Here is a 4,230-nt window from a genome sequence, read left to right as displayed (position 1 = left end):
CTGAATATGTCGCTGTCCGAGGAGCGTAACGGCGGACGCGAGAAACCCTCGCTGCTTTCGGACGCCTTTGAGGCGATAATGGGCGCCGTCTATCTTGAGAGCGGGCTGCAAAACACCGCCCGAATCGCGACTACAATCTTAGAAATCCTCTATCCGCGCATCAGCTTTAACGAGCTCGTGCGAGACTACAAAACCGCGCTGCAAGAGCTTACACAGGCAAAATTCGGCGTCACGCCCGAATATATCCTTTTAGGCTCGAGCGGCCCCGATCACAAAAAAAGCTTCGAAATGGCGGCGCTCGTAGGCGGCAAGCGGCTCTCATCCGCCGTGGGAGCGAGCAAAAAGGAGGCCGAGCAAAAATGCGCGCAAATCGCGATCGAGCTTTTACAAAACGGCGCTTCGCACGGTGCTAATGCGTCAAATGGCGAGCAAACAGCATTCGATAGCGACGCACAAAGCGGCGCAAATCGCGCTCAGAACGGCAAAAAAGGCTCGCGAAATGGCGGCGGACGAGCGCGAAGCAGCGCAAAGAGCGACCATAATGATCGAGGCGGCAAAAAAAGCGGGCGTGATACGGACAAACAAGGCGGCGGCGATCAAGGAGGCGCACTATGAATACTTTCGGCGAGAGATTGCGCCTTAGCACCTTCGGCGAGAGCCACGGCGCGGCGATCGGCGGCGTTTTGGACGGATTGCCGGCTGGCGTGGAGATCGAGATTTCAAATATACAAAGCGAGCTTGACCGCCGCAAACCGGGCGGCAGATACGCTACGCCGCGCAAAGAAGCCGACGAGATCGAAATTTTAAGCGGAATTTTTGACGGTCGCAGCACCGGCGCGCCGATCGGATTTATCATACGCAACGCAAACCAGCACTCAAAGGACTACGAAAATCTAAAGGATATTTTCCGCCCCGCTCACGCCGATTTTACATATTTTGCCAAATACGGACTGCGCGATTACCGAGGCGGCGGGCGAGCAAGCGCGCGCGAAACCGCCGTGCGCGTGGCTGCAGGAGCGTTCGCGCAAATCCTGCTGGATCACTTTAAAATTTCCGCAAAGAGCGGAATCTGCGGCGTGGGCGAAATTTACGCGGAAAATTTAGACTTCGACTTTGCGCAAAACAGTGAAATTTTCGCGCTCGATCCCGCTGTAGAGGACGCACAGAAGGAGCTAATCCTAAGCGTCAAAAATGCGGGCGATAGCATCGGCGGCTGCGTGCTAACGCGCGTCACGGGCGTGCCTGCGGGGCTTGGCGAGCCGCTGTATGGTAAACTCGATGCGACGCTTGCGGGCGCGCTGATGGGTATAAACGGTGTAAAGGCCGTGCAGATCGGCGCAGGAGTGAAGGCAAGCACGCTAAAAGGCAGCGAAAACAATGATTTCATGGGCGCTAGCAAAAATTCGATCCGCACCAACGGCGGCAAGATCGGCGCAAATTTCGCAAGCAACAACGCAGGCGGGATCCTAGGCGGCATAAGTAGCGGCGCGCCTATCGAGATTGCGACGCATTTTAAGCCCACTCCGAGTATTTTTATGGCGCAGCACAGCGTGGACGTGCGCGGCGCAGACGCGGTCTGCGAGCTGCGCGGACGGCACGATCCGTGTATCGCCGTGCGCGGCAGCGTCGTAGCTACCGCAATGGCGCGGCTGGCGATCGCCGATGCGCTACTGCTAAACGCGAGCGCGACGCTGGGGAATTTAAAGCGAATTTACGGCGAGGATTAAATTTAGACGAGCGGCGCGGCGAAATTTTGCGAAATTCCATGAAATTTCAAGGGCCGAGCGATGAAATTCCCGCGAGCGAGGCGGGCAAATTTTAAATTTACGCGGTAGGCCTATCGCGACAAGGAGGGCAAAATGAGACTTGAGCGTATCGGCGAGGACTCGGCGCTGATCGCACGCATAGAGGCGATCAACGTCGCAGCGTTCCCCGAAATCGAGCGTATCAGCATAAAAAATTTCTTAAAAATGTCGCGCAAAGGACAGCTTGAAATCGCGGCGATTTTCGAGGATTTTAGCGCCCTGGGTGCTGTCGGTGTTACGAGTAAAAATCACGCGGCGGAAAGCGAAAATTTATGCGCGCCGAAGCAGGATTTTTGCGCGGTAAAGCAAGATTGCGGCGAAGCGAGCCAAGATCGCGATGCTACGAGTAAAAATTCCGATGCGGCTAACCGCAGCGCGGTAGAATTCGCCTCTTTGAATTCCAAAAATCGCAGCGTGATAGGTAAAAAATCTAATGCGACGTGTGAAAAATCCAGCTTGGAAAGTAAAAATCCCAGCGCGGCGACAGGCGAAAATTCAAGCGTGGCGGCGCAAAATTTAAGCGGCGAGGAGCTCGTTGGGTTTTGCGTCTATAGGACCGAGCAAACCTACAAGCGCGCGGTTTCGCACCACAAACAGCCGCCGCCTCGCCTAAATGCGGATAAAATTTTAAAATCCAAAGCCCATAGCGGCGCGGAATTTGACGGCGCAGAGGATGAAATCTCAAGCGGTAAAGCGGAATTTTCAGAAGCAAAATTTTTTAGCGTTGCTAGCGGTAAAATCGCGAGCCGAAAAGCGCAGCCTTTTAGCGGCGATGAAATTTTAAATGCGAGTGCAGATAGCAAAATTCTGATCGACGAGGACCGTTTGATTTGCGGTGCGGGCGGCAAAATTTCATCAAGCGCCACAGAGGACAAAATTTCGTCAGGTACTGCAGAAAGCGGAATTTCGCGCTACGATGAGAGCGGAATTTCAAGCGGCGGAGAAAGCGAGATTTTTTACGTGGCCTACCTCGGCATCGATGCGAAATTTCGCGGGCTGGGGATCGGCTCAAGGCTGCTCGCGCTCATCGTCACGCAAAATCCGAGCGCGCAAGTCGTCCTTGACGTCGAGCCGCCGCACGAGGACGCGCCCAATCTCGCGCAGCGCCTGCGCCGCATAGAATTCTACGGCAGGCACGGCTTTCGGCGCTGCGGCAAGTTTTTCAACTACGCGGGGCTAAGCTTCGAGATCCTTGCCAAGCCGCCGCTAAGCACGCCGCAGCGGGGATTTGACGTAGCGAGCTTCGTGAAATTTATCGGCGCGGGCAATAAATTTAGATTTAAAATCACCGACGCGCCGCTATACAAAAACTAATGCAAAAGCCCGAATTCAGCCTCATCTGCGACGATACATTTTATAAAATTTTCTCCGCCTCTATCCTTGCGTTTTTTTGCATTTTTATCTCTTTAGACATCGGCGGATCGGGGGAGCTGTTTTACACGGACAGCCCGCTACGCTCGCAGCGAGCCAAGCCCAGCCTGACGATCGTTTTTATGTTTTTAGCGTTACTTTATCTGCGAAGCGGTAGCAAAGAGGCGGCTCGCGTGGAATTTGACGAGCTTAAAATATCCTTTCGCAGAGGGCTAGACAAATACGATCTTATGCTTGGATGCGTCGATCTGATAGAGCCGTCGCTCGGCTTCGTGCGGACGTTTCGCGTGCCGTTTCTAAGCTACGAACGGTTTTTGAAACTGCAAGAAATTTTAAAATTCTTGCTTCTTTTCGCATACGTCGCAGGAGTGTTTTTGACGATCAAATTCGGCTTTGCCGAGGCTGCGATTTATGCAGCGGCGGGCATTTTTGCGATTTTGATCGCTTCAAAGCTCGTCGTCGCGCGAAGGCTAGACGGACGAGCGGGGCTACGACTGCGCGACTGCCTGCTACTGCGCGGTAAGGACGATACGGGCGCGGCGGTATTTTTTTGCATCCGTCCCAGCCGCGCCGAGCGCGAAGCTTTACGTATATATTTTTTGAAAAATTTCAGCTACGACATTAAGGCGTGAAATTTTTCGGTTTTCAGCGTAAATTTAGACCCGCGGGGTAGCCTGGATAAGGCTAAACGTAAACGAAGCACAAAGGCGGATGCCGCGCGAGTATTTCGCGGCGAGATTGGGGTTAGGTTTCGAGCAAAATTCTACTCACAGCAATCGCAGATGAGATCGCTCGGTACCCAAAGCAGTTCTCTAATCAGTCGCAGACAAGCTTGCTCTGTGTCTAAAAAGCCCGATAGCTAGCCGCAAAGAGCGCCACATTGTCCGCCGTTTAGTGAGGATGATCACCGCTTATCGCAACTCGCCTCGCCGCAAGCGCCTCCGCAAATATGCTGCGTTCTTAAACGCGTCGAAAGCGAGGCGGTGATAAAATGCGCTTCGTCAAAAATCATACCGAAAAGGAATTTTATGAGGGATTACGACAAAGAGCCGAT

4 protein-coding genes are annotated in these 4,230 nt (G+C 53.5%); all 4 read left to right on the top strand.

The annotated features are described in order from the left end of the window. A partial coding sequence (locus Q0614_RS00900; RefSeq protein ID WP_298785869.1) for a putative dsRNA-binding protein occupies positions 1-615 on the top strand: 615 nt, incomplete at its 5' end. After that, positions 612-1,727 carry a chorismate synthase gene (gene aroC / locus Q0614_RS00895; RefSeq protein WP_298785867.1) on the top strand — a complete coding sequence of 372 codons (1,116 nt, stop codon included), beginning with the start codon at positions 612-614 and terminating at the stop codon, positions 1,725-1,727. The genes Q0614_RS00900 and aroC, both read left to right, overlap by 4 nt. 132 nt (positions 1,728-1,859) lie before the next feature. Beyond that, positions 1,860-3,119, top strand: coding sequence for a hypothetical protein (locus Q0614_RS00890; RefSeq protein ID WP_298785865.1), 1,260 nt, complete (start codon positions 1,860-1,862; stop codon positions 3,117-3,119). Continuing rightward, complete coding sequence (locus tag Q0614_RS00885; protein WP_298785864.1) at positions 3,119-3,808, top strand: hypothetical protein; 690 nt, start codon at positions 3,119-3,121, stop codon at positions 3,806-3,808. Before Q0614_RS00890 ends, Q0614_RS00885 begins: the two co-directional genes overlap by 1 nt. Positions 3,809-4,230: the final 422 nt, after the last annotated feature.

The sequence above is a fragment of the uncultured Campylobacter sp. genome, from assembly GCF_937997595.1.
Taxonomy (GTDB): Bacteria; Campylobacterota; Campylobacteria; order Campylobacterales; family Campylobacteraceae; genus Campylobacter_B.
This window is presented reverse-complemented; position numbering and strand designations above follow the sequence as displayed.